This is a genomic window from Jatrophihabitans sp. (assembly GCF_036389215.1).
In the GTDB taxonomy this organism is placed as follows: Bacteria; Actinomycetota; Actinomycetes; order Mycobacteriales; family Jatrophihabitantaceae; genus Jatrophihabitans_A.
The window spans coordinates 1-25,175 of the sequence record NZ_DASVQG010000151.1 but is presented as its reverse complement, the minus strand read 5'-3'; the positions used below and the strand labels follow the sequence as shown (position 1 = coordinate 25,175).

The 25,175-nt window shown below is 70.2% G+C and carries 16 protein-coding genes and 1 tRNA gene; 4 read left to right on the top strand and 13 right to left on the bottom strand.

Annotation, left to right across the window (positions count from 1 at the left end; genetic code table 11):
* Window positions 1-27: 27 nt before the first annotated feature.
* Window positions 28-771, top strand: coding sequence for a class I SAM-dependent methyltransferase (locus VF542_RS07610; protein WP_408651094.1), 744 nt, complete (start codon window positions 28-30; stop codon window positions 769-771).
* Between the two features lie 57 nt (window positions 772-828).
* On the opposite strand, the gene polA is transcribed toward VF542_RS07610, so the two are convergent.
* The 9 genes from polA to VF542_RS07565 form a co-directional block, all read right to left on the bottom strand.
* Complete coding sequence (gene polA, locus VF542_RS07605; protein WP_408651093.1) at window positions 829-3,549, bottom strand: DNA polymerase I; 2,721 nt, start codon at window positions 3,547-3,549, stop codon at window positions 829-831.
* Window positions 3,550-3,592: 43 nt separating this feature from the next.
* Window positions 3,593-4,045 (bottom strand): PaaI family thioesterase, encoded by a 453-nt coding sequence (locus VF542_RS07600; protein WP_408651092.1) that lies wholly within the window; start codon window positions 4,043-4,045, stop codon window positions 3,593-3,595.
* Complete coding sequence (locus VF542_RS07595; protein WP_408651091.1) at window positions 4,042-4,626, bottom strand: GNAT family N-acetyltransferase; 585 nt, start codon at window positions 4,624-4,626, stop codon at window positions 4,042-4,044. Before VF542_RS07595 ends, VF542_RS07600 begins: the two co-directional genes overlap by 4 nt.
* Before the next feature lie 240 nt (window positions 4,627-4,866).
* Window positions 4,867-5,589 (bottom strand): ABC transporter ATP-binding protein, encoded by a 723-nt coding sequence (locus tag VF542_RS07590; RefSeq protein WP_408651090.1) that lies wholly within the window; start codon window positions 5,587-5,589, stop codon window positions 4,867-4,869.
* Window positions 5,586-6,560: an ABC transporter ATP-binding protein gene (locus VF542_RS07585; RefSeq protein ID WP_408651089.1), complete on the bottom strand. Its 975-nt coding sequence runs from the start codon at window positions 6,558-6,560 to the stop codon at window positions 5,586-5,588. The genes VF542_RS07590 and VF542_RS07585 overlap by 4 nt, the downstream gene beginning before the upstream one ends.
* A gap of 1 nt (window position 6,561) precedes the next feature.
* Window positions 6,562-8,793 carry a branched-chain amino acid ABC transporter permease gene (locus VF542_RS07580; RefSeq protein ID WP_408651088.1) on the bottom strand — a complete coding sequence of 744 codons (2,232 nt, stop codon included), beginning with the start codon at window positions 8,791-8,793 and terminating at the stop codon, window positions 6,562-6,564.
* Entirely contained in the window at window positions 8,790-9,707 is a 918-nt protein-coding gene (locus VF542_RS07575) for a branched-chain amino acid ABC transporter permease (RefSeq protein WP_408651104.1), read from the bottom strand. Before VF542_RS07575 ends, VF542_RS07580 begins: the two co-directional genes overlap by 4 nt.
* 139 nt (window positions 9,708-9,846) lie before the next feature.
* Window positions 9,847-11,055: a branched-chain amino acid ABC transporter substrate-binding protein gene (locus tag VF542_RS07570; protein WP_408651087.1), complete on the bottom strand. Its 1,209-nt coding sequence runs from the start codon at window positions 11,053-11,055 to the stop codon at window positions 9,847-9,849.
* Window positions 11,056-11,326: 271 nt separating this feature from the next.
* The gene (locus VF542_RS07565) at window positions 11,327-11,935 is read right to left on the bottom strand and encodes an ANTAR domain-containing response regulator (RefSeq protein WP_408651086.1); all 609 of its coding nucleotides are present in this window, start codon (window positions 11,933-11,935) and stop codon (window positions 11,327-11,329) included.
* A gap of 96 nt (window positions 11,936-12,031) precedes the next feature.
* On the opposite strand from VF542_RS07565, the gene VF542_RS07560 reads away from it, so the two are divergent.
* The 3 genes from VF542_RS07560 to VF542_RS07550 all read left to right on the top strand — a co-directional run bounded on the left by VF542_RS07560 (window position 12,032) and on the right by VF542_RS07550 (window position 14,177).
* Window positions 12,032-12,112: transfer RNA gene (locus tag VF542_RS07560), tRNA-Leu, on the top strand.
* Between the two features lie 67 nt (window positions 12,113-12,179).
* Complete coding sequence (locus tag VF542_RS07555) at window positions 12,180-13,604, top strand: aminotransferase class V-fold PLP-dependent enzyme (protein WP_408651085.1); 1,425 nt, start codon at window positions 12,180-12,182, stop codon at window positions 13,602-13,604.
* 150 nt (window positions 13,605-13,754) lie between these two features.
* Window positions 13,755-14,177 carry a nuclear transport factor 2 family protein gene (locus VF542_RS07550; RefSeq protein WP_408651084.1) on the top strand — a complete coding sequence of 141 codons (423 nt, stop codon included), beginning with the start codon at window positions 13,755-13,757 and terminating at the stop codon, window positions 14,175-14,177.
* Between the two features lie 128 nt (window positions 14,178-14,305).
* On the opposite strand, the gene tesB is transcribed toward VF542_RS07550, so the two are convergent.
* From tesB to gltB, 4 genes are all read right to left on the bottom strand, one after another.
* Complete coding sequence (gene tesB / locus VF542_RS07545) at window positions 14,306-15,217, bottom strand: acyl-CoA thioesterase II (protein WP_408651083.1); 912 nt, start codon at window positions 15,215-15,217, stop codon at window positions 14,306-14,308.
* A complete protein-coding gene (gene pyk / locus VF542_RS07540) occupies window positions 15,207-16,637 on the bottom strand; it encodes a pyruvate kinase (RefSeq protein ID WP_408651082.1) in 1,431 nt (476 codons plus the stop codon). Before pyk ends, tesB begins: the two co-directional genes overlap by 11 nt.
* Window positions 16,638-16,719: 82 nt before the next feature.
* The gene (locus VF542_RS07535) at window positions 16,720-21,066 is read right to left on the bottom strand and encodes an MSCRAMM family protein (RefSeq protein WP_408651081.1); all 4,347 of its coding nucleotides are present in this window, start codon (window positions 21,064-21,066) and stop codon (window positions 16,720-16,722) included.
* A gap of 124 nt (window positions 21,067-21,190) precedes the next feature.
* Window positions 21,191-25,175 (bottom strand): glutamate synthase large subunit (gltB, locus tag VF542_RS07530; RefSeq protein ID WP_408651080.1); only part of this gene is annotated, 3,985 nt, incomplete at its 5' end.

Sequence of the window (25,175 nt, the reverse complement as noted above, 5' to 3'; positions counted from 1 at the left end):
TGATCTGTCCTGCCGTACTGTCCAGCGGTGCCCACCCCACCGCAGCAGCCCGCCATGCCGGGCCACCCGGAGTTCCAGACGGCGTTCGGCCAGGCCCGCGAGATCGGCGGCTGGCTGACCGAGGCCCAGGCCCGGGCCTTGTGGGACGAGGCGCGCCAGGTACCCGACGGTGGGCTGATCGTGGAGATCGGCAGCCACCAGGGCCGCTCCACGGTGGTGCTGGCCGCCGCCGCGCCGCAGGCGAAGGTGGTCGCCGTCGATCCGTTCGTCGGCGGGGCGATGTTCGGCGGCCTGGCGACCCGGGAGAAGTTCCTGGCGAACCTGGTACGCGCGGAGCTGGTGGAACGGGTCGACCTGCGGCAGGCCAAGAGCACCGAGCTCCGGCCGTCCTGGACGGAGCCGATCAGCTTCCTCTACATCGACGGCAAGCACGACTACTGGACGCTGTCGGACGATCTGCGGTGGACGGAGTTCCTGCCCGAGGGCGCTCGGGTCTGCATCCACGACGCCTACTCCTCGATCGGCGTCACACTGGGGCTGTTGCGGCACGTGCTGCCCAGCCGGCGGCTGCGCTACCTGGACCGGACCGGTTCGCTGGCCCGGTTCGAGATCGCGGCGGCAGCCGCTCCGGTGTCGGCGGCCGACCGGCTGCGGATCCTGGCCGAGCTGCCGTGGTGGCTGCGCAACGTGGGCATCAAGGTGCTGCTGCGGCTGCGGCTCTACCCGCTGGCCCGGCTGGCCGGCCACCACGACCGGGCCGACCCGTACTGAGCCGACCCGTACTGAGCCGATTCACCGAGCCCGATCCCCCGTACTGAGCAAGTGCGCTCAGTGCGCGGCGGCATCCCAGTTCGGGCCCACCCCGACGCTGACGTCAAGTTCCACGGTGAGCTTCACCGCGCCCGCCATCTCGCGTCGTACCAGGGCCTCGACCTCGTCCCGCTCGCCGGTGGCGATCTCGAGGACCAGCTCGTCGTGCACCTGCAGCAGCAGCCGCGAGGACAGCCCGGCGTCGGCCAGCGAGCGCCGCACCCCCAGCATCGCCACCTTGATGATGTCGGCGGCGCTGCCCTGGATCGGGGCGTTGAGCGCCATCCGCTCGGCCATCTCACGGCGCTGCCGGTTGTCGGAGTTCAGGTCGGGCAGGTAACGCCGGCGTCCCATGATCGTCTCGGTGTAGCCGGTCCGGCGCGCCTCGTCGACCACCGAGTAGAGGTAGTCCCGAACGCCGCCGAACCGCGCGAAGTATGCCTCCATCTGGCCCTTGGCCTCGTCCGGGGTGATCTTGAGCTGCTGCGCCAGGCCGTAGGCCGACAGGCCGTAGGCCAGGCCGTAGCTCATCGCCTTCACCCGGCGGCGCAGGTCGGCGTCGACCGCCTCGGGCGGCACGTCGAAGGCGCGGGCGGCCACGAAGGTGTGCAGGTCCTCGCCGGAGCTGAACGCCTCGATCAGGCCGGCGTCACACGACAGGTGCGCCATGATGCGCATCTCGATCTGGCTGTAGTCGGCGGTCATCAGCGACTCGAACGCGCCGGGAGGGCGCTGCGCGACGATGAAGGCCTGCCGGATCCGGCGGCCCTCGGCAGTGCGGACCGGGATGTTCTGCAGGTTCGGGTCGACGCTGGACAGCCGGCCGGTGGCCGCGATCGTCTGGTTGAAGGTCGTGTGCACCCGGCCCAGCTCGTCGATCATCGGCAGCAGTGAGTCGACCACCGACTTCAACCTGGTGACCTCACGGTGGCGCAGCAGGAAGGGCAGCAGCGGGTTGTCGCTGGCCTCCGCCAGCCAGGCCAGGGCATCGGCGTCGGTGGTGTAGCCGGTCTTGGTCCGCTTCGTCTTGGGCAGGTTCAGCTCGTCGAACAGGATCTGCTGCAACTGCTTGGGCGAGCCGAGGTTGAACCGGCGGCCGACGAGCGCGTGCGCCTCGGCCTCCACGTCCTGAACGGCGGCGCCGAGTTCGGACTGCAGCTCGGTGAGGTGGTCGACGTCGACGGCGATTCCGGTCGCTTCGATGTCGGCCAGTACGAACGTCAACGGCAGCTCCAGGTCGCGCAGCAGGGCGACACCGCCCCGGTTGGCCAGCTCCGCGTCGAGCGCGTCCGCCAGGTCCCGGATCGCCGAGGCCCGGACCGCTTCGGCCTGCGCCCGGGCGTTGTCGGACTCCTCCAGCCCGCCGTCGAGGGTCAGCTGGCCGGTCTCGGGACCTGACTCGTCGCGCAGCTCGCGCTTGAGGTAGCGCAACGCCAGGTCGGCCAGGTCGAAGGCACGCTGGCCCGGCTGCACCAGGTAGGCGGCCAGTTGGGTGTCCGACGTGACGCCGGCCAGCCGCCAGCCCTGCTGGGCCAGCGCCAGCACCGGGCCCTTGATGTCATGGCAGGCCTTCGGACGCTCCGGGTCGGCCAGCCAGCCGGCCAGTGCCTTGTCGTCTGACTCGGTCAGCTCGGCGGCCTCGACCCAGCCGGCGGCGCCGTCGGCGCAGGCCAGCGTCACCGAGTTCAGGGTGCCGGTCCCCCGGCCCCAGGTGCCGCCGAAGGACAGCCCGACCCGGCGGCCGTCAGCGGCGTGCGCGGCGAGGAAGCCGGCCACCGCGTCCGGCCCCAACCGTTCCACGTTGACGTCGAAGCCCTCCGACGCCTCCGGCTCGGGAGCGGACAGGGTGGCGAACAGGCGCTCGCGCAGCACCCGGAACTCCAGGTTGTCGAACAGCTGGTGCACCTCGTCGCGGTCCCACTGCTGGCGGCTGAGCTCGCTGACGCCCAGGTCGAGGTCGAGGTCGCGCACCAGCCTGGTCAGCTTGGCATTGCGCAGCACCGACCCGAGGTTCTCCCGGAGCGCGTCGCCGACCTTGCCCTTGACCTCGTCGACCCGCTGCACCAGATCCTCCAGCGAGCCGAAGTCCCTGATCCACTTGGCGGCGGTCTTCTCCCCCACTCCGGCGATGCCGGGCAGGTTGTCGCTGGGGTCGCCCCGCAGCGCGGCGAAGTCGGGGTACTGGACCGGGCTCAGGTCGTACTTGGCCTGCACCTCCTCCGGGGTGAACCGGGTGAGCTCGGAGACGCCCTTCCTCGGGTACAGCACGGTGACCTGGGGATTGACCAGCTGCAGCGCGTCCCGGTCACCGGTGCAGATGAGCACCTGCATGCCGTGCTGGGCGGCCTCCTCGGTGAGGGTGGCGATCACGTCGTCGGCCTCGTAGCCGGGCACCGACAGCATCGGGATGCGCAGGGCCGTCAGCACCTCCTGGATCAGCGAGACCTGTCCCTGGAACGGCTGGGGGGTGCTGGTCCGGTTGGCCTTGTACTCGGGATAGGACTCGCTGCGAAAGGTCTGCCGGCTGACGTCGAAGGCGACCGCGAGGTGGGTGGGCTGCTCGTCGCGGAGCAGGTTGATCAGCATCGAGGTGAAGCCGAACACCGCGTTGGTGGGCTGGCCGGCCTTGGTGTTGAAGTTCTCGACCGGCAGCGCGTAGAAGGCCCGGTAGGCGATCGAATGGCCGTCGACGAGGAGCAGTTTGGGCGCGGTGTCGATAGCGGTGTCAGTGGCTGTCACGGTGGCTCAGTCTAGGCCCAGGGTCAGACAGCTCCGCCTGCGCTCAGGTGGTGCTGGACAGGCCGGCATGGTGGGCCGGCCGGATGGCACAGGTCAGCCGCGCGGTGCAGGTCCGGCGGCCCTTCTCATCCGTGATCACGATCTCGAACATCGAGAGGGTGCGCCCGACGTGGATCGGTGTGCAGACGGCGGTGACCACGCCCTGGCTGGCCGAGCGGCTGTGGCTGCAGCTGAGTTCGATGCCGACCGCGATGTGGTCCGGCCCGGCCAGCAGCGCCGCCGAGTACGAGCCGACGGTCTCGGCCAGGACCGCCGACGCGCCGCCGTGCAACAGCCCGTACGGCTGGCGGTTACCGGTCACCGGCATCGTCGCGACGAGGTGGTTCGGGTCGTTGTCGACGATCTCGATGCCCATCCGGTCGGCAAGTTGCTCGCCGGTGCCGTCCCAGCGTGCGCGCAGATCGTCCAGAATGGCCTGTTGTGCCGGTGTGATCATGCCCCTCTGCCTACCACACGGCTCGGGATCACCCCGCGCACGGTGCGGCGGCGGCGCAGCGCGACCCGGTCCATGGTGTCGATGATTCCCAGGCTGCGGCGCAGTGCGGCGACCGAGGCGATCCGGCGGACCACCAGCGGCGCGAAGCCCAACCGGGCCAGGTAACGGTTGGCGTCGCGGGCACCGGCCTGCACCCCGACCACCAGATGGCTGATCTCGCGGTCCTCGGCGTGCCGGACCGCTCCGGTGAGCAGCGCCCGGCCGGCACCGCGCCTGCGGAAGGAGGGCGCGACCAGGAGGTGGGAGATGTAGAGCGTGTTGGTGGGCGCCAGCACCCCGATGTGCTCCTCGAGCAGCACCGCGAAGCCGACCAGTTGCTGGCTGGCCTCGTCGACCGCGACCAGCACCAACCGGTCAAGGTCGGACAGCAGCGAGCGGTAACGGTCGGCGAGGGAGTTCGGATCCCCCTTGCGGGCCCGGCGCCCGATGTGCTCGGTGACGCCGTTGTCGACGGTGAGGGAGATCAATTCGTTGACGTCGGAGGTCACGGCCGGCCTGACCCGCAGGTTGCCCTTCGACACATCCGCTCCCGACTTCGACGTGATTACCGACGTGGGGCCGGCTTGTTCAGTTGTCCGACCCAAGAACGCACCCTAGCGTGCGCGAGCCCAGCACGACAGGGCAATACCGGGTATTGCCCGCTACGAAACTGCCTGTCACCGAGGGCGTTACCGACGGTGATCAGACCAGTCTGTGAGCAGCCACTAGCGGCCTGCCGAGTGGTGGTAGCGGGTGATTATGACGGACGGTTCAGCCCGGGTCTAGACCGCGATCTCCTCACCGAGGTAGGCGGCCCGCACCCGGTCGTCGGCCAGCAACTCGTGGCCGGTGCCGGTGAGCACGATCTCACCGGTCTCCAGGACGTAGCCGCGGTTGGCCAGCGCCAGCGCCTGCGCCGCGTTCTGCTCGACGATCAACACCGTCACCCCGCTGGTGTTGATCTCGCGGACGATGTCGAAGATCTGCTTCACGATCAGCGGGGCCAGGCCCATCGAGGGCTCGTCCAGCAGCAGCAGCCGGGGCTTGCCCATCAACGCGCGGCCGATCGCCAGCATCTGCTGCTCACCGCCGGACAGCGTGCCGGCCTGCTGCTTGATCCGCTCGCGCAGCCGCGGGAAGAGTTCCAGGACGTGCTCGAGCAGCTGCAGGTCCGGCCGCTTGAACCGGAACGCGCCCATCTCCAGGTTCTCGTGCACCGTCATCCGCGGGAAGACCCGGCGGCCCTCGGGCACGTGGCAGATTCCCATGCTGATCAGCCGGTGGGCGGGTATGCCGTCGATCCGCTCGCCGTCGAACACGATCTGCCCGATCGCCGGTTGCAGCATGCCCGACACCGTCTTCTGGGTGGTCGTCTTGCCGGCCCCGTTGGCGCCGAGCAGGGCGACCACCTCGCCCTCGTGGACTTCGAAGCTGACGCCCTTGAGCGCCCTGATCGCGCCGTAGCGCACCTCGATGTCCTCGACCTGCAGCAGCGCCTCGCTCATCTGGGCGTCCCTCCGTCGTGTTCGGTGGCCCCGTGCTCAGCCTCGCTCGACTGCCCGACCAGCTCGTCCAGCGATACCCCGGTGTCGATCCGGTGCAGTTCGGGCTGGCTCAGGTCGAGGTCGGCGACCTCGTCGGCCGGCGTCCCCAGGTAGGCCGCGACCACCTCCGGGTTGCGCTGGATCTGCTCAGGGGTGCCCTCGGCGATCTTCTGCCCGAAGTTGAGCACGATGATCCGGTGCGCGATCGACATCACCAGCTTCATGTCGTGTTCGATCAGCAGCACGCTGACACCGTCGTCGACGTTGATGCTCTGGATCAGGGTCGCCAGCTCGCGCTTCTCCACCGGGTTGGTACCGGCGGCCGGCTCGTCCAGCAGGATCACCCCGGGCGAGGTCCCGAGTGCCCGGGCGATCTCGAGCCGGCGCTGCTCGCCGTAGGCCAGCGAGCCCGCGATGTCGTTGGCCCGCCGTTCCAGGCCGACCCGGTGCAGCAGCTGGTACGCGGCCTCGGTGCTCTCCCGCTCCTCCCGGCGCTGGCGCGGCAGCCCCAGCATCGCTGAGATCGGCCCGGCCTTCTGGCGGGTCTCGATGCCGACCTTGACGTTCTCCAGCGCGGTCAGCGCCGGGAACAGCCGGATGTTCTGGAAGGTGCGGGCCACTCCCAGCCGGTTCACCACGTGCGTCTTCAGACCGATCACGCTGGTCGGTGAGTCACCGGCCCGGGCCCGGACCTCGATGCTGCCCTCCTGCGGTGTGTAGACACCGGTCAGGGAGTTGAACAGCGAGGTCTTGCCCGCCCCGTTCGGCCCGATCACGGCCAGGATCTCGCCGCGGTACATCTGCAGCGAGACGTTGTTGAGGCTGGTGACGCCACCGAAGCGCAGCGTCACGTCCCGGACGTCGAAGACCGTGTCCCCGCCGCCGGTGATCGGATGCTCGGAGGTGGCCGAGTCGTTCAGCGTGGAGGTCATCTCACATCCCCTCCCCGGCCGGCACAGCCACCGGTTCCAGCCTGGTGCTCCTGGGTTGCAGCCCGGCCAGCTCCACCGCCCGGCGCCGGGCCGGCAGCAGGCCGCCGGGACGGAAGATCATCATGGCCAGCACCACGGCGCCGATCCACATCTGCCGGTCCGCCGCGGGCACCTGGTCCTTGAGGAACTCCGGCATCCAGGTCAGCAGCGCCGCGCCCGCGATGGCGCCGGGCAGCGAGCCCATGCCGCCGAAGACCACGTAGGCCACCACCAGGATCGAGTTGTTCAGCACGAAGTTGTCCGGGGTGAAGAACCCGACCTGGCTGGCGAAGAACACCCCGGCCACGCCGGAGGTCGAGGCGCCGATCGCGAAGGCCAGCAGCTTGACCCGGAAGGTGTTGATCCCGGTTGCCTGCGCGGCCACCTCGTCCTCGCGGATCGCGGCCCAGGACCGGCCGATCCGGGAGTCCTCCAGCCGCCGGAACGCCAGCAGCACCACCAACACGAACACCAGCAGCAGGTACCAGTACTGCAACTGGTTCAGGCCCCAGGTGATCGACACCGGCCCCAGGTCGATGACCGGGTGCGGCACCTGGGTCGACGGGCCCTGGCTGCCGTTGGTCACCTGGTCGGCGTTGACGGCGACGATCCGGATGATCTCACCGAAGCCGAGGGTCACGATCGCCAGGTAGTCACCGCGCAACCTCAGCGTCGGCGCGCCCAGCGCGAGACCGGCCAGCAGGCAGATCAGCACCGCGAACGGGATCGCCAGCAGCGGGCTCATCTGCAGCCAGGACGGCGGCTTCACCGGCAGCGAGCCCACCAGGTAGGCGGTGGTGTAGGAGCCGATGGCGTAGAAGGCGATGAACCCGAGGTCCAGCAGGCCGGCCCAGCCGACCACCACGTTCAGGCCGACCGCCAGCAGCACGTAGATGCCGATCTCGGACACCAGCACCGACTGCCAGAAGCCGTTGGCGGTCGGCGGGTAGAACAGGGCCACCGCGATCGCGATCATGATGCCGCTGCGCGCCGCGCCCGGTGCGGTGAGGAAGGCCGAGCTTGCCGACCGGCCGGAGGCCACCGCGTCGGAATCGGTCTCGGCCGTGCGCTCGGCGTAGCGCGGGGCGATGGCGGCGATGTAACCGCCGGAGCCGATCAGGAACAGTGCCGCGCAGGCCATCCAGCCGCCCGCGCCGAGGTTCTGCCACGGCCCGGTGGCCGCGTCCTGGCCCTTGTCGGCGCCGAGGTCGCTGATCCGGTACAGGGTCAGCACGGTCAGCAGCACGCCCAGCCAGCCCACCGCGGCGCCGGCCCAGCCCAGCGGCCGGATCCGCCGGTAGCTGGCGACCCCGCTGAGCACCACGCTGACCGCGAGCAGTGCCCAGCCGAGCCACGCCAGGTACTGCACGGCTATGGGTGCCAACCCGGTTCCCCGGAACCGGGAGCGGGTGTCGGCCAGGGTGGAGTTCAGGTTCGCCGGTGAGAACCAGGTCGAGGAAGCCATCGCGATGATGCCGAGCACCGCGCCGATGACCACCAGCGGCAGGCCCGGACGCCAGCCGAGCGCCCGGTTGACCGCCAGCCGGGTGTTGGCCACCTGCTGGTGCGACATCGCCGTCACCAGGCCCGCGACCAGAAGTACCAGGTACCCGATGATGCAGACGTACACGCCCAGCGAGTGGTCCGGGCCCAGGTACCGGGCCTTGTCCGCCACGGCGGCGTGCGCGAGGTAGGCGATCACGGCGGCGACGACGCTGAGCGCCGCGGCGGCCCAGCCGAAGTTGCGCAGCCCGCCGATGACCGCGGTGCCGACCAGCAGGATGATCACGACCAGCTGCGCCCAGCACAGCCCACCGAAGAAGGCCGAGGCCACCGGCGATATGCCGTTGGTGTCGGCCACCGCGCTGGCCACGGTGCCGAACTTGGCGTCGCCGAGCTGATCGGCCCAGTGCATCAGGGTCTGGGACGCGATCACCGTCAGGGTGCCGGCCGCCAGTGGCCAGACGCCCGGCCGGGTCAGGTACGGAATCACCTTCGGCCAGAACGTCATCGCCAGGAACACGACCACGCCGAGCGCCAGGAACACCAGCACCCGGGGTCTGAAGATCGACTGGTTGATGGCGAACCAGAAGTCGCCGAAGTTGCCTTCCTGGGGCCCCCACATCAGGGCTACCACCAGGGCACCGCCCAGGCACGCCAACAACCTGCCCAGCAGGTCCGACGGGCGGGTCATGCCGCACGCCCCAGGCGCTCGCCGAGGATGCCGGTCGGCCGGAACATCAGGACCAGCACGAGTACCACGAATGCCACCACGTCAGTCCACCTCGTATCGATGTTGACCACCGGCACCAGGTTCTCGACGATACCCAGCAGCAGGCCACCGATCATGGCCCCCCGGATATTGCCGATCCCGCCTAGGACGGCGGCGGCGAATGCCTTGACGCCCGGGATGAACCCCATCGTGTTGCCGAAGCTGAAGTTCAGCCCGAACAGGAAGCCGGCGGCGCCGCCGAGCAGGCCGCCGATGACGAAGGTGCGCGAGATGGTCTTGTCGATGTCGATGCCCATCAGCGCCGCGGTCGGGGCGTCCTCGGAGATCGCCCGGATGCTGCGACCGAGCTTGGTGACCGAGACCAGCCGGTCGAGGAAGATCATCATGGCCACCGCGGAGACGATGATGACCAGTTGCAGGATTCGGACCTCGGCGCCGAAAGGCTTGAACACCACGGCGTTCTGTTCCCAGAATGCCGGGAAGCTGTTGGAGGTCAACCGGCCGAACAGCTTGCCGGCCAGTTGGGAGAGGAAGAACGACGCCCCGATCGCGCTGATCAGGAACGCCAGCTTCGGTGCGCCCCGCTTGCGCAGCGGCCGGTACGCCACCCGCTCCAGCCCCCAGGCGATGACCGCGGCGGTGAGCGCACCGGACACGATTCCCGCGATCAGGATGAACGGCACCGCCCAGGACGGGGTTGCCTTGCCGTCGCCCACGAGCAGATGGACGATCGCGTAACTGCCGAAGGCGCCCGACATGAACACCTCGCTGTGCGCGAAGTTGATCAGTTGCAGCACTCCGTACACCAGCGTGTAGCCCAGCGCGATGAGGGCGTACATCGATCCGCGGGTGAGTCCGAGGATCAGGTAGTTCATGAAGTCGGTCACGCTTCATACCTTCCGACAGGACGACGGGACGAATCGTGCGAACTCACAGATGAGGGGCGCGCCTTCCGGCAGGGCCGGAACTCTCGCGCCCCTCATCCGGGGTCACTGCTTCACAGGGCTAGCTGGTTCAGGGCTGGTCCTGGATCTTGCCGAGCATGACGATCTTGCCTTCCTTCTGCTGGTACAGGTTCACCGTCGCGTTGGCAACCTCGCCGTTGGGGGCGAACTTGACCTGGGTGGTGATGCCCTTGTAGTCGAGGGCGTTGATGGCCTCGGCCACGCTCTGCCGGGTCGGGGTACCCTTGGCCGCCGCGGCCTTGATCGCCTCGATCATCGCGTTGGTGGCGTCGAAGCACTCCGGGGAGTAGGTCGAGGGCGGGGTGTTGAACTTCTTCTGGTAGGCGTCGGCGAAGTCCTTGGCCTCGGGAGCGGTGGTGGCGTCCTGGCAGCCGCAGGAGAAGTACCAGCCGTTACCGGCAGCGCCGGCGCCGCTGGTGAACACCGAGGACTTGCCACCGTTGCCGGTCATCTTCAGGCCCTTGAAGCCGGAAGCGACCAGGGCCTTGGCGAACAGCGCCGCCTGAGCGTCGTAACCACCGTAGAACAGCGCCTGGGCACCGGAGGCGGTCACCTTCTGGGCGATCGCGCCGTAGTCCTGGGTGTTCTGCGGAACACTCTGGCGGATCACGGTGCTGCCCTTGGCCTTGATCTCCTTGTCGACGACGTCGCCGACACCCTTGCCGTAGGTGGTGGTGTCATCGACGACGAAGATCTTCTTGAACTTCTTGGCCAGCCAGTCCGCGGCCTGGGTGCCTTCCACGCCGTCAGTCGGGACGACCCGGTGGAAGGTGGTGAAGCCGGAGGAGGTCAGGGTGGCGTTGGTGGCCGAGCCGCTGATCATGCCCATGTTGGCGGCGGCGTAGGTCTTGCCGGTGGCCGAGGTGGGGCCGGAGAAGGCCGGGCCGATCACGCCGAGGATTGCGGGATCCTGGAGCAACTTCGCGGCGGCGGCAGGAGCCTTCGCGGCGTCACCACCGTCATCGGACTCCACCAGCACCAGCTTGAAGCCGAGATCGCCCTTGGCATTGGCCTGCTCGACCGCCAGCTTCGAGCCGTTGATCTCGTTGATGCCGAGCTGCTGGTTGTCACCCGACAGCGGGCCCTGCCAGCCGATCTTGTACGTCTTGTTGGCGTTGTTGTTGCTGGCCGAGCCACTGCCACCGTTGCCGATGCCGTTGCCGCTCTTGTTGTCATTGCTGTCGTTGGAGCAGGCACTGAGTGCCATGACCCCCACTACGCCGATAACGGCGACCTTCGCCAGGGAACTGGTCCGCACTGACGTCTCCTCCTCATTCCTCGTGCCTCGATTAGGCCGTGATGTGTTCGTCTGGACCTTTCGAACCCGAATACAACGCCAGGCGCGCTGTGGTAGTACAGGCCCGTGACGCTGCACGCTAGCCTGAGTTTTATCGCCGATGGATGGCATCGGGATTAACAGCGGTAGGTCGTAATCAAATCGCGTCCCGGCGGGTTCCAGCATTCAACGAAACTTCGGACATTCGCCACGGGCCCCTGACAGACCGGCCATACGCCAACCGCCGCGCCGGTCAGCGGTGCCCGGTCTCGGTCAGTACCACTTCCGCGACGGTGCGCATCGAGGTGCGCTTGTCCATCGCGGCCCGCTGGATCCAGCGGAAGGCCTCCGGCTCGGACAGCCGGTGCTCGGCCATCAGGACGCCCTTGGCCCGCTCGATCAGCTTGCGCGCCTCCAGCCGGTCCTGCAGCCCGGAAACCTCGGCCTCCAGGGCCTTGATCTCGGCGAACCGGCTGGTGGCCATCTCGATCGCGGGCAGCAGGTCGCGCTTGTGGAAGGGCTTGACCAGGTAGGCCATCGCCCCGGCGTCGCGGGCCCGCTCGATCAGGTCGCGCTGGCTGAAGGCGGTGAGGATGACCACCGGGGCGATCCGGGCGGCGGCGATCTGGCCGGCGGCGGTGATGCCGTCCATCTTCGGCATCTTGACGTCGCAGATCACCACGTCCGGACGCAGTTCGGTGGCCAGCTGCACCGCCTTCTCGCCGTCGGCGGCCTCCCCGACGACGTCGAAGCCCTCTTCCTGCAGCATCTCGCGCAGGTCGAGCCGGATCAGCGCCTCGTCCTCGGCGATCAGCACCCGGCGGGCGCCGGGCTGTTCACGCGGTGGTGCCTGCTCGCTCACGACAAACGTCCAACCTTCCCACCGGTTCGCCCCAGGCAGCCGCCGCCGCGGCTGCACAGTGCTGAGCCTATCCGGCTAGACTTCCGTCCGGCTCAAGCCCCTGTGATGGAATGGCAGACATGGTGGACTCAAAATCCATTGCCGCAAGGCGTGTGGGTTCAAATCCCACCGGGGGCACCGATCCGCGGCCCGGTTCAGGTCGCCGCAGCAGGTCTGGCCGGGTACCCGCCCGGTGACCGGGCACATGAGCCCGGAGCAGTTCCGCCGGCACGGCCGCGAGGTGATCGACTGGATCGCCGACTACTACGAGCGGCTGGAATCCCTGCCGGTGCTTTCCCGGGTCGCCCCGGGTGAGGTCCGCGGCGGGCTGCCCGCCGAGCCGCCGGCGGTGGGCCAGGGCTTCGACGGGGTGCTTGCCGACCTGGACCGGGTGATCGTGCCGGGGCTGACGCACTGGCAGCACCCGTCCTTCTTCGCCTTCTTCCCGGCCAGCGCCACCGGCCCCTCGATCCTGGGAGACCTGCTGGCCTCCGGCCTGGGTGTGCAGGGCATGCTGTGGGCGACCTCGCCGGCCGCCACCGAGCTCGAGACCCAGATGATGGACTGGCTGGCGCAGCTCCTGGACCTCCCGGCGGGCTTCCGGTCGGACTCGGCCGGCGGCGGCGTTCTCCAGCACTCGGCCTCCGATGCCGCGCTGGTCGCCCTGGTGGCCGCCCTGCACCGGGTCAGCGGCGGCGCCACCGAGACCGCGGGGGTCGCGACCGGGCAGTTCTGCGTCTACACCTCCGGCCAGACCCATTCCTCGGTCGAGAAGGCCTGCCGGATCGCCGGCATCGGCACCGCGGCGCTGCGCAAGCTCGACGTCGACCCGCACACCCAGGCCGCCCGGCCGGCCCACCTGGCCGAGCTGCTGGCCGCCGACGTCGCGGCCGGCCGGACACCGGCGCTGGTGGTGGCCTCGGTCGGAGCCACCGGCACCGGCGCGCTGGACCCGGTCGCCGAACTGGCGGAGTTGGCGCACCGCTACGGCGCCTGGCTGCACGTCGACGCGGCCTGGGCCGGGGTGGCCGCGGTCTGTGCGGAGCTGCGCTGGATCAACGCCGGCGTCGAACAGGCCGATTCCTACTGCACAAACCCGCACAAGTGGCTGCTGACCAACTTCGACTGCACCGCGTTCTGGGTCGCCGACCGGGCCGCCCTGATCGGGGCGTTGTCGATCCTGCCGGAATACCTGCGCAACACCGCCACCGAGTCCGGAGAGGTGTTCGACTACCGCGACTGGCAGGTTCCGCTCGGCCGGCGGTTCCGCGCGCTGAAGCTCTGGACGGTGCTGCGCTGGTACGGCGCGGAGGGCCTGCAGGCCCACATCCGCGGCCACGTGGAGCTGGCGCGGGAGTTCGCGTCCTGGGTGGCGGCCGACGACCGGTTCGAGCTGCTGGCCCCGCACCCGCTGGCGCTGGTCACCTTCACGTTGCGCGCCGGTGACGATGCCGACAGCGCCACCCGGGAGCTGCTGGCGGCGGTGAACGCCTCCGGCGCGGCGTACCTGACCCACACCCTGGTCAACGGACGGTTCGCGATCCGGATGGCGATCGGCTCGGTGCTCACCGAGCGCCGGCACGTCCGGGCGGCCTGGCAGTTGATCTGCGAGCAGCTGCCCGAGGCCTGAGAAATCGCTGCGAACAGGGCCGGGAGTGGTCCTCCCGCAGCCGCCCCATAGTGTTGGTTCACGCCGACCCGCGAGTCCAGGCCGCCGTCCCGAAGGGGTGACGCTGCGGCAGCGACCGACCGTCCAGTTCCACCTGAGAGGACATCCGCCATGGTGACCCCCGAGATCATCGCCGTCCGCGAGAAGACGCTTGCCGCACACCTGGATGGCGAGAGCCGCAAGGATGTCGACGCGGTCCTGGCCACCTTCAGCGGCGTGCCCCGGTACGAGCTCATGAGCGTGGACAAGGTCATCGACGGCCACGACGAGGTGCGCAGGTTCCTGCAGGTGTTCTTCGACTCGATGGGCCCGAACGAGCACATCGGTGAGGCCTTCTACCACTCACCCAGCGCGACGGCCGTGGAAGTACTGACCGTCTTCCCCCATGGTTTCGACGGCAACCAGACGGGTCAGGTCATCAGGGTCCGCTCCGTCGGCGTCTTCACGTTCGAGGGCGACAAGATGCTCGCGGAGAAGCTCTACGCCGACGTCTCGCCGCTCGTGCCGTTCATGCCCTGGCTCGCCGACGCGTAGTCCGCGGAACGCGACCAACCTGGGTCGGGGCGACGAACCTGGAGTCGGGGCGACGAACCTGGGGTCGGGGCGACGAACCTGGGGTCGGGACAGCGCGAAAACGGTCTCCGGGTCGGGCAGGAGACGGCTCAGCCGTTCGGCAGCCGGATCATGCCTTCCTGGGTGACGCTGGCCACCAGCCGGCCGTCCCGGGAGTAGAACTGCCCGGTGGCCAGTCCGCGACCACCGGAGGCCGACGGCGAGGACGAGACGTAGAGCAGCCAGTCATCGGCGCGGAACGGGCGGTGGAACCACATCGCGTGATCCAGTGACGCCATGCTGATCGGGTCCAGCCGGGCGGCCAGGCCATGGTGGATGAGCACCGAGTCCAGCAGGTTCATGTCCGAGGCGAAGGTCACCGTGCAGATGTGCAGCAGCGGGTCGTCGGGCAGCTTGCCGTCGGCCTTGAGCCAGATCCGGTGCGGCTGGTTCTCCCGTGGCCCCTGCGCCCGCTGCACCCACGGCGGGTCATCGACGTAGCGGACGTCGAAGGCCTGCGGGATCTGGCGCATCACCGACCACAGGTCCTCGAACCCCTCGTAGCGTTCGGCCAGCGTCGGCAGCGAATCCGGCGGTGGCACCGGTGGCATCCCGGCCTGGTGGTCGATGCCGCCCTGGGGCAGCTGGAAGGAGGCCGACAGCGTGAAGATCGGCTCGCCGTGCTGGATGGCCAGCACCCGGCGCACCGAGAAGGACCGGCCGTCCCGGATCCGCTCGACGGTGTAGATGATCGGGATCGAGGGATCACCGGGCCGGATGAAGTACGAGTGCAGCGAGTGCACCAGCCGGTCACTGTCGACGGTCCGGCCGGCGGCGACCAGCGCCTGGCCGGCCACCTGACCGCCGAAGACCCGCTGCATCGCCACCTTCGGGCTGACGCCGCGGAAGATGTTGGTCTCGATGGCCTCCAGGTCGAGCAGGCCGACTAGGCCATCCACCACCGGCTGGCCGTGCAACCAGTCCGTGCCGAGGGCAACCTCGAGCTCAGGCTCAGCGGTCACGTTGCAGGATGCCTCCGATGTGATGGACCCGGATGGTGTTGGTGGTTCCCGGCGTCGACGGCGGGGTACCGGCGACGATCACGACCAGGTCGTCGGGACGGCAGACCCGCTGGGCCAGCAACGCCGAGTCGACCTGGCGGACCATCTCGTCGGTCGTCTGCACCGTCCACACCAGGTGTGCCTGGACGCCCCAGGACAGCGCCAGTTGCCGGCGCACCGTCTCCTCCGGGGTGAAGACCAGCACCGCGCAGCGGGCGTGCAGCCGGGCCAGCCGGCGAGCGGTGTCCCCGCTCTGGGTGAAGGCCACCAGGGCGGTGGCGCCGAGGGACTCGCCGATCTCCTTGGCGGCCTTGGCGATCACGCCGCCGGGGGTGCGCGGGTCGTGCAGCAGGGCCGCCACCTCGACGGTGGACTGCTCCACCGAGGTGATGATCCGCGACATGGTGGCCACCGCCTGCACCGGGTAGGTGCCGACGCTGGTCTCGCCGGAGAGCATCACCGCATCGGCGCCGTCCAGCACGGCGTTGGCCACGTCCGAGGCCTCGGCACGGGTCGGGCGCGAGTGGCTGATCATCGATTCCAGCATCTGGGTCGCCACGATCACCGGCTTGGCGTTGTCGCGGCAGATCGCGATGGCCCGCTTCTGCACCATCGGCACCTGCTCCAGCGGCAGCTCCACCCCCAGGTCGCCGCGGGCCACCATCACGCCGTCGAAGGCCAGCGCGATCTCGACCAGCCGCTCGACGGCCTCGGGCTTCTCGATCTTGGCGATCACCGGGCGGCGCATTCCGACCCGGTCCATCACCTCGTGCACCAGCTTGATGTCATCCGGGGACCGGACGAAGGACAGCGCCACCCAGTCCACGCCGAGTGACAGCGCGAACTCCAGGTCCTCGATGTCCTTCTCGCTCAGCGCCGGCACGCTGACCGCGACCCCGGGCAGCGACAGTCCCTTGTTGTTGCTGACCATGCCGCCTTCGCTGACGTCGCACACGACGTCGGTGCCGTTCTCGATGGCGACCGCGACGAGCGCGACGTTGCCGTCGTCGACCAGCAGCTTGTCACCGGGACGGATGTCGGCGGCCAGTTGCTTGTAGGTGGTCGACACCCGGTCGTGGTCGCCCTCGACGTCCTCGACCGTGATCCGGACCCGCTCACCGGTCGCCCACATCACCGGGCCGTCGGCGAACCTGCCCAGCCGGATCTTGGGTCCCTGCAGGTCGGCCAGGGTGGCGACGTTGCGCCCGGCCGCCTTGGCCGCCTCGCGGACGCCGTGGAACCGGCCGGCATGATCGCGGTGCTCGCCGTGGCTGAAGTTCAGCCGTGCCACGTCCATGCCGGCCTCCACCAGGGCCCGCATCCGTTCCGGCAGGTCGGTGGCGGGGCCCAGGGTGCAGACGATCTTCGCGCGGCGTGTCACCCCACAACCTTAATCGTTACCGGCCGGTCGCGATAAGGCAGCCATTGCCCGGCACCCTGGCAGCGCGCCCCCGCGCGCGGGATCAGCCGGCCCGCGGCAGCACCTGGTCGATGCCGCTGACCCGGGTCTCGGCCGGCACCGGCACCGGCGTCGGGGTGCCGTCGGGCAGCACGTCGTGGTAGTAGCGGTTCTGGTAGTTCTGGTCGGCCCCCTCGAACAGCACGGTGTACGTGCCGGCGGCCAGGCCGCTGAACTCGTACCCCCCGCTGGCGAAGTCGGGCATCACGGTGGTCACCAGGGCGCCGTCGCGGAACAGCTCGACCGGCACGAACACCGGCTGCCCGGCGCTGTCGGTGACCCGCCCGGCGATCGCCGACGGGGCGGCCAGGCTGAGATCCACGGTGTGCCGCTCGCCGGCCGCCACCGCGATCGGGGTCGGGGTCGCGCCGGGGGGCAGCCCGTCGAAGCAGCCGGGTGCGTAGCCGGTCGGGCTCGGACCGGTGCCGTAGTAGGACTGGTAGCACACCGTGTAGTTGCCGGCCGGGATGCCGTCCTGCCGCCAGGTCCCGTCCTCGCCGGTGTACAACAGGAACGAGCTGCCGCCGGGCCCGGTGACCATGATCTGCTCGGAGCTGACCGGAGTGCCGTGGGTGTCGGTGACGGTGCCGCCCAGGCTGGCCAGTTGCTCCAAGGTGAAATCGATTGTGCGGGCCTGGCCGGCGGTCACCGTGACCGGCGTGGCGCCGGCCTCGTCCGGGGAGTCGAGGTAGCACTGCCGGGCGTAGCCCAGCCCGTTCGGCGACGGGCTCTGCCAGGACGGATAGGCGCACAGCAGGTACCCGGAGCCGGGCGGCAGCGAGTTGATCCGGTAGTGGCCCTCGGCATCGCTGTAGCCAGGCCCGCCGACCGCGATGCCGTCCTTGGACACCGACACCTGCACCTCGGGCACCGGACTGCCGGTGCGGTCGGTCAGGGTGCCGACGATCCCGGCGGCGGTGGCGAGGCTGGCGTCGGCCCGGCTGAGGGTTCCCGCGCTGACCTGCAGTTGGGTGGGCGCGTCCGGCGTGCTGTCGTCGTAGCACTCGTTGAGGTACCCGGTGCTGGAGTCGCCCCCGGACACCGGCACCGGATAGGTCTGGCCGGCGTCGAAGCAGACGCTGAAGGGCGCGCTCTCCTGCCGCGTCAGGGAGAAGTTGCCGTCGGCGTCGGTGCGGAGGAAGTTCGGCTGGTAGAAGCCGTCGCGCCGGGTGATGGTGACCGCGACGTTCTGCAGCGGGTGGCCGGCATGGTCGGTCACCGTGCCGCCGATGGCTCCCATCGGGTTCAGCGTCATGGTCAGCTCGGTGATCTGGCCGACCTGGACGTCGACGTCCACCGGCGGGTCGTCGCCATTCAGGGTGCACCGATCGCGGTAACCGCCGTTCGAGTCGCCACCGCTCACCCCGGCGCCGTTGCCGTCGGTGCCGCCGGCGTCCAGGCAGATCCGGTATTTCCCGGTGACCAGCCGGCCGAGGACGAGATGCCCGGCGGCGTCGGTGCGCTCCGCCGGCCGAGCACCGGAGCCGGACCCGACCGGGGTGGCGCTGGCGGCGATGCCTTGCACCGGGTGCCCCGCGGCGTCGGTGACGGTGAGCCGCACGCCGCCGGCCTCAGGCAGCTGCTCGGTGATCGAGGTGAGGCCGCCGGTGGTGATGCTGACCTGGCTCGCCTGGGCAGGGTCGCTCTGGTGCAGGTAGCAGTCGTCGAGGTATCCCGCCGCCGAACTGCCCCCGGTGGCCTGGCTGGCGTCGAAGCAGACCTCATGCTTGCCGGCTTCCAGCCTGTCCACCTGGACGATGCCGTCGTCCGAGGTGACCCCCGCGACCCCGTTGCCCCAGCGGGCGTCCAACGTGACGGCCACACCGCCGAGCGGGTGGCCGGCCGGGTCGGTCAGGGTGACCCGCAGCGACCCGCCGAGGTTGAGGTGGGCGTCGATGTTGCTCAGCACGTGGCCGGCGCTCAGCGTCAGGTTCAGCGCCCCGACCGGGTATTCCTGGTGGTAGCACTGCCGGACATAACTCTGGGCCGGTTCAGGCGCGGTGGGGCTGAGGTAGGGAAAGAAGCAGATCGCATACGCACCGGGTGGCAGGGCGCTGATCTGGTAGCTGCCGTCGGCCCGGCTGGTGGTGCTGGTGAACAGGTACGAGTCGGGGTAGGCGTCCACCACGATTCCCGGCACCGGGTGACCGGCCGGATCGGTGACCCGGCCGGTCACCGCCGCGCCCGGGTGGAGCCGGCCGTCCACCCCGGTGGTGGTGTGGTCGGCGGTCACCGCGACGGGAGTGCCGTCCTGGGAGTACGGCTGGGTGTAGGTGGCGTCGGTGTTCAGGTAGCACTGGTGCAGGAAGCCGCCGGGTGCCGGGCCGGCGTACCCGGTGGCGTCGAAGCAGACCTTCCAGCTGTCCTCGGTCAAGCCTGCCAGCCGGTAGCTGCCGGTGGCCCCGGTCCGCACGCCGCTGTCCCAGACGCCGTTCCCGCCGTAGGCGACCTGCACCACGATGCCGGCCAGCGGGTGCCCGGCGCTGTCGGTGACCCGGCCGGTGATCGCACCGCCGTGGCCGAGCTGGGCGTCGATGCCGGTACTGACCAGCCCGGCGGTCACCGGGACGTACTCGCCCTGGCAGAACAGCAGGTAACCGGTGCTCGAGCTGCCGCCGGTGGTCCGGGGCAGGCCCGGCTGGTCGGCCTGGTAGCAGACGTACCAACTGTCCTCGTGCAGTGCCGGCAGGAAGTAGTGCCCGGACGGGTCGGTGAGCACCTGCACCTGGTTGTAGGTGCTGTCCGACGCCGACACCAGCACGTTGGCCAGCGGCTTGCCACCGGTCTCGGTGACCAGCCCGGTGATCGCCCCGGTGCTGTCCGAGGTCGGCTCGTCGAGGAAGTACCCGCTGACGTCGGCCACCACCTGCACCGCGCCGGTGCTGCCGTTGCGGATCCAGACGTCACCGGCGGAGCCGACCCGCACCAGCACGAGCGCCGCGACATTGCGGCCGGCGGTGAAGTTGAGGTCGGACGAGCCCGGCTGGGCGGTGCCGCCCGGGTAGCTGGTCAGGTAGCCGCCGGCCACCGGTGCCACCGCCGTCACGGTCAGCACGACTGCCGACACTCCGGTGGCCGGCACCCCCGCCCGGCCGGTGACCTGCAGGTGCAGGGTGGCGTTGCCCGCCAGCGCCGCCTTGGCCGCCCCGGTTCCGGTACGGGTGTCGAGCAGTCGCTGGCTGGGCAGCGCGGTGAAGGCGCCGGGGCTGGCCGGGGTGCCGTCGCGGTAGTAGCCGGCCACGTCGGCGACCAGCTCGATCGTGCCGGTCGAGCCGTTGTAGAGATCGATCCGGCCGCCGGCACCGAGCCGGGTCACCGTCAGGTTCGCCACGCTGAGGCCGGCGGAGAAGACCAGGTTGGACGAGCCGGGCCGGGCGGTGCCGGTGCCGTAGGCGGTCAGGTAGCCGTCGCGGGACGGGCTGACCACCGTCAGGTTCAGCACCACCGCCGACACCCCGGTGGACGGCACCCCGCCACGGCCGGTCACCTGCAGGCTGAGGGTGTGGCCACCGGCCAGCGCTGCCTTCGGCGCGCCCACACCGCTGCGGGTGTCGAGCAACCGCTGGCCGGCCAGCGGCGTGAACGTCCCGGGCGCGCCGGCGGTGCCGGAGAGGTAGTAGCCGGCGACGTCGGCCAGCAGCTGGATCGTCCCGGAGGAGCCGTTGTAGTAGCTGATCCGGCCACCGGTGCCGAGCTGGGTCATGGTCAGGTTCGCGGTGTTGTACCCGGGATGGAAGTTGAGGTTGGACGAGGTCGGGCGGGCCGTGCCGGTGCTGTAGCCGGTCAGGTAGCCCTCCCGGGACGGGCTGACCACCGTCACGTTCAGCACCACCGCCGACACCCCGGTGGCCGGCACCCCGCCACGGCCGGCCACCTGCAGGGTGAGGGTGGCGTGGCCGGCCAGTGCCGCCTTCGGCGCGCCGGCTCCGGCGCGGGTGTCGAGCAGCCGGACCGGGGTGAGCGCGTGGTAGCCGCCCGGCGGGACGGCGGTGGCCGCCAGCGAGGTGCTTGCCTTGCGGGTGCGGGTCGGACGCTTCGCCCCCGCCGGGCCGGTGGCCGGCGCCGGCTTACCGGCCTTGGCCGGCGCGCCGGGCTGGGGCAACCCGTTGGGCTGGGGTGGCACGGGGGGCTTGGCCGATCCGCTGGGCTGGGCCGATCCGCTGGGCTGGGCCGATCCGCTGGGCTTGGCCGGGGCAGTGAACTGGGCTGGCGCGATGGGCTTGGTCGGCGACGCACCGGACACGCTTCTGGCAGCCGGCGCGCTCGGTGCCGCGGGCTCAGCGCCGGCCGGGTCGACGCCGGCCAAGGCGATCACCAGGCAACTGAGAAGCGCGGTGGTACGCAACAGCATCGCGGGGCTCTTTCCGCCGTCCAGAACTCATGGGCGAATAGACCCTAGCTGTGTATACATTTCCTAATCGGAGGATTGGGAAAACTCGTCAGCGGCAGTAGGTCAGCGGCAGCCCAGCGGCGCGTCAGCTGCGAGCGGCTGCCATCACCGCCTCGTCGACGTCCGTGCCGGCTGCCCGGGCCTGGCTGGTGGCCTGCAGGACCCGCTTGTAGTCCCGGGGCATGATCACCGAGAACCGGCCCAGCGCGCGGCCGAAGTCCACCAGCAGCCGTTGCGCGACCGCCGATCCGGTCAGCCGCAGGTGCTCGGCCAGGATCGCCGACAGCGCACCGGCATGCTGGGCGGTCATCGGCTCGACATCCACCAGTTCGGTATTGACCCTGCTCGGGTCCAGGTCGAGCACGAAGCCGATGCCACCGGACATCCCGGCGGCGAGGTTGCGCCCGGTCGGGCCGAGGATCACCGCGGTGCCGCCGGTCATGTACTCCAGCGCGTGGTCACCGGCTCCCTCGGCCACCGCGGTCGCCCCGGAGTTGCGCACGCAGAACCGCTCGCCGACGACGCCGCGCAGGAACAGCTGCCCTGAGGTGGCCCCGTAGCCGATCACGTTGCCCGCGATCACGTTCCGCTCGGCCACCAGCGAGGCCCGCTCGTCCGGCCGCAGCGCCAGCACGCCACCGGACAGGCCCTTGCCCACGTAGTCATTGGCATCGCCGAACAGCACGATCTGCACCCCGGCGGGCAGGAACGCCCCCAGCGACTGGCCGGCCGAGCCGCGCAGCGTGATGTCGATGGTGCCCGGCGGCAGGCCCTCGGCGCCGTAGCGGCGGGTCACCAGCGAGCCGAGCATGGTGCCGACCGTCCGGTTGACGTTGCGCACCGGCAGCTCCAGCTTCACCGGCCGCCCGTCCAGCAGCGCCCCCTCGCAGAGCTGGATCAGGGTGTTGTCCAGGGCCGCGTCCAGGCCGTGATCCTGCTCGACCCGCTTGGTGAGCGCGGTTCCGTGGAAGGGCTCGGGCACCATCAGCAACGGCGTCAGGTCCAGCCCGTCGGCCTTCCAGTGCTCGATCGCCGCCCGGGTGTCCAGCAGTTCGGCGTGCCCGATGACCTCCTCCAGCGTCCGGTAACCGAGCTCGGCCAGCAGCTCGCGGACCTGCTCGGCGATGTACTCGAAGAAGGTGACCACGAATTCCGGCTTGCCGGTGAACCTGGCCCGCAGCTCCGGGTTCTGGGTCGCGACCCCGACCGGGCAGGTGTCCAGGTGGCAGACCCGCATCATGATGCAGCCGGAGACCACCAGCGGCGCGGTGGCGAAGCCGTACTCCTCCGCGCCGAGCAGCGCGGCGATCAGCACGTCCCGGCCGGTCTTCATCGCGCCGTCGACCTGGACGGTGATCCGGTCCCGCAGGCCGTTGAGCAGCAGGGTCTGCTGGGTCTCGGCCAGCCCCAGCTCCCACGGCATGCCGGCGTGCTTGAGCGAGGTCAGCGGCGCGGCGCCGGTGCCGCCGTCGTGGCCGGAGATCAGCACCACGTCGGCGTGCGCCTTGGCCACCCCGGCGGCCACCGTGCCGACGCCGGCCTCGGCGACCAGCTTGACGTGCACCCGGGCCGCGGAGTTGGCGTTCTTCAGGTCGTGGATCAGCTGCGCCAGGTCCTCGATCGAGTAGATGTCGTGGTGCGGCGGCGGCGAGATCAGGCCGACGCCCGGGGTGGAGTGCCGGGTGCGGGCGATCCACGGGTAGACCTTGTAGCCGGGCAGCTGGCCGCCCTCGCCGGGCTTGGCGCCCTGGGCGATCTTGATCTGCAGGTCGTCGGCGTTGACCAGGTAGTGCGAGGTGACCCCGAACCGCCCGGAGGCCACCTGCTTGATGGCCGACCGGCGCAGGTCGCCGTTCGGGTCCGGGAGGTAGCGGTCGGCGTCCTCGCCGCCCTCACCGGAGTTGGACCGGGCACCGATCCGGTTCATCGCGATCGCCAGCGTCTGGTGGGCCTCGGCCGAGATCGAGCCGTAGGACATCGCCCCGGTCGCGAACCGCTTGACTATGGACTCGACCCCTTCGACTTCAGAGATCGGCACCGGCGGGCGCTCACCGGTACGCAGCTCGAACAGCCCGCGGAGGGTGCCGCCCTGCCGGCTCAGCCGGTCGATCTCGGCGGTGTACTCGGCGAAGCGGTCGTAGCGGCGGGCCCGGGTGGCGTGCTGCAGCTTGAACACCGTCTCGGGGTTGAACAGGTGGATCTCGCCCTCGCGGCGCCAGGCGTACTCGCCGCCCACCTCCAGCCGGCGGTGCGCGCGGGCGACCGGGTTCTGCGGGAACGCGCGGGCGTGCCGGGCGGCGACCTCGTCGGCGATGGTGTCCAGGCCGATGCCGCCGAGGTTGCTGCGGGTGCCGGTGAAGTAGCTGTCGATCACCTCATCCGACAGCCCGAAGGCCTGGAACACCTGGGCGCCGGTGTAGGAGGCGACCGTCGAGATGCCCATCTTCGACATCACCTTCAGCACGCCCTTGGACAGCGACTTGATGTAGCGCTGGATGGCGGTGGCGGAGTCGATCCCGGTGATCACGCCGGTCCCGATCAGGTCGTCGATGGTCTCGAAGGCCAGGTACGGGTTCACCGCGGCGGCGCCGTAGCCGATCAGCAGCGCCACGTGGTGCACCTCGCGGGCCTCGCCGGTCTCGACCACCAGGCCGGCCTTGGTGCGCTGGCCGGTGCGCACCAGGTGCCCGTGCACGGCCGAGGTCAGCAGCAGCGCCGGGATCGGCGCGTGGTCGGCGTCGCAGTCCCGGTCGGACAGGATCAGGATCCGGGCCCCGGCGGCGACCGCTGCCGAGCACTCGTCCTGCACCCGGCGCAGCGCCGCGGTCAGCGCCGGGCCGCCGCCGTGCACCCGGTACCGGCCGTCGATCAGCGCGCACTGGAAGCCGGGCAGGTCACCGTCGGCGTTGACGTGCCAGATCTTGGCCAGGTCGTCGTTGTCGATCACCGGCCGGGGCAGCACGATCTGCCGGCAGGAGGCCGGGGTCGGGTCGAGCACGTTCTGCTCCGGGCCGATCGTCGAGGACAGTGAGGTCACCATCTCCTCCCGGATGGCGTCCAGCGGCGGGTTGGTGACCTGGGCGAAGAGTTCGCTGAAGTAGTCGAAGAGCAAACGCGGCCGGGTGCTGAGCACCGCCAGCGGGGTGTCGGTGCCCATCGAGCCGAGCGGCTCGGCGCCGGTGCCCGCCATCGGCTTGAGGATGACCCGCAGCTCCTCCTCGGTGTAGCCGAACAGCTGCTGGCGCCGGGTCACCGACTCGTGGGTGTGCACCACGTGCTCACGGTCGGGCAGGGTGTCCAGGTGCAGCAGCCCGGTGTCGAGCCAGTCGCCGTAGGGATGCTCGGCGGCCAGCGCCGACTTGATCTCCTCGTCGTCGCGGATCTCACCGGCCGCGGTGTCCACCAGGAACATCCGGCCCGGCTGCAACCGGCCCTTGGCGACCACCGTCGCCGGATCGAGCTCGATCACGCCGGCCTCGCTGGCCAGGATCACCAGGTCATCGCTGGTACGCCACCAGCGGCCCGGGCGCAGGCCGTTGCGGTCGAGCACCGCCCCGATCACCGTGCCGTCGGTGAAGCTGACGCAGGCCGGGCCGTCCCACGGCTCCATCAGCGTGGAGTGGAAGGCGTAGAAGTCCCGGCGGGCCGGGTCCATGTAGCCGGCGTTCTCCCACGCCTCCGGGATCATCATCAGCACCGCGTGCGGCAGGCTGCGCCCGCCCAGGTGCAGCAGCTCCAGCACCTCGTCGAAGGACGCGGAGTCCGAGCCGCCCGGGGTGCAGATCGGGAACAGCCGGGACAGCGAGCGGTCAGGGTCGGCCAGCAGGTCGGAGGCCAGCAGCGCCTGCCGGGCCGTCATCCAGTTGCGGTTGCCGCCGATGGTGTTGATCTCGCCGTTGTGGGCGATCAGCCGGAACGGCTGGGCCAGCGGCCAGGACGGGAAGGTGTTGGTCGAGAACCGGCTGTGCACCAGCGCGACGGCGCTGGCGAACCGCTCGTCGTGCAGGTCGGGGTAGAAGGTGGCCAGCTGCGCCGTGGTCAGCATGCCCTTGTAGATCATGGTCCGCGCG